Genomic DNA, 1,018 nt, shown 5'->3' with positions numbered 1-1,018 from the left:
GATAGAGATAGCGCGTAAGGCTTTGTTGGCATCAAAGATTATCTCATATGCTCAAGGTTTTATGCTGATGAAAGCAGCGTCAGACGAGCATGGCTGGGAACTTAACTATGGCAATGTCGCATTGATGTGGCGCGAAGGCTGTATTATTCGTAGTGTATTTTTAGAACAAATTCGTGATGCTTTCGCCTCTGATGGTCAGCTCGATTTTCTAGGCTTAGCTCCTTACTTTAATGAGATCTTGCAAGATTGTTTACCTGCGTGGCGAAAGCTAGTGGCCAAGTCGGTTGAGAGCGGAGTACCGGTGCCATGTATTGGCTCAGCGCTAAGTTTTATTGAGGCTTATAGTCGCGAAAAACTACCTGCAAATTTGATCCAAGCGCAGCGAGATTACTTCGGGGCGCATACCTATCAGTTAGACGGTGATGAAACTCAACAGTACTATCACACTGATTGGACTGGGCGAGGTGGAGATACTTCGTCGTCGAGTTATGATGTGTAGCGTATTGGTTGATAAGAATTTCAATCGTTAAGGCAGATATTTAGTCGCCAATTTTTCTACTTCAGGTTTCAGTAATTCAACTTGTTCCGTGTCGATATGGGCATTTAATCGTTTGGCGAAATGTTTCATCGCGTTGATGCGGGCATATCGTTTGTTGTTTGCCGCTACTATATGCCAAGGGTTTTTCTTGCCATCAGTTTTATCCAGCATGTCCTCAAATGCTTGTTGGTAACTGTCCCAGTTTTGTCGATTTAATATATCTTCACTTGTGATTTTCCAGCGCTTCTTAGGGTTTTCTATGCGCTCTTTGAAACGTTTGAGTTGCTCGTCTTTTGAGATGCTCAAAAACAACTTAATGACAATGACGCCGTCATTGATAAGCAGTTTTTCAAACTGAGAAATTTCTTTGTATGCGCGTTGCCATCTTTTGTGGGGGGTGAGGTTGTCAACACGTTCGACGAGAACGCGTCCGTACCAAGATCGGTCAAAAATTGAAACTTCCCCACGCTTTGGAAGTAA

The 1,018-nt window shown here is 43.3% G+C and carries 1 protein-coding gene and 1 pseudogene; one reads left to right on the top strand and one right to left on the bottom strand.

Annotated elements, in window-relative coordinates; all coding sequences use genetic code 11:
* Positions 1–499 (top strand): annotated as a pseudogene (locus tag A3762_RS17805) (NADP-dependent phosphogluconate dehydrogenase); the annotation flags it as partial.
* A gap of 27 nt (positions 500–526) precedes the next feature.
* Here the strand turns inward: A3762_RS17805 and A3762_RS17800 are convergent.
* The coding region (locus tag A3762_RS17800) for a polyphosphate kinase 2 family protein (RefSeq protein ID WP_369820696.1) at positions 527–1,018 on the bottom strand (492 nt) is incomplete at its 5' end.

The organism is Oleiphilus sp. HI0125 (genome assembly GCF_001635355.1).
The sequence above is the reverse complement of the archived record's forward strand: the minus strand, read 5'-3'. Positions and strand labels throughout refer to the sequence as shown.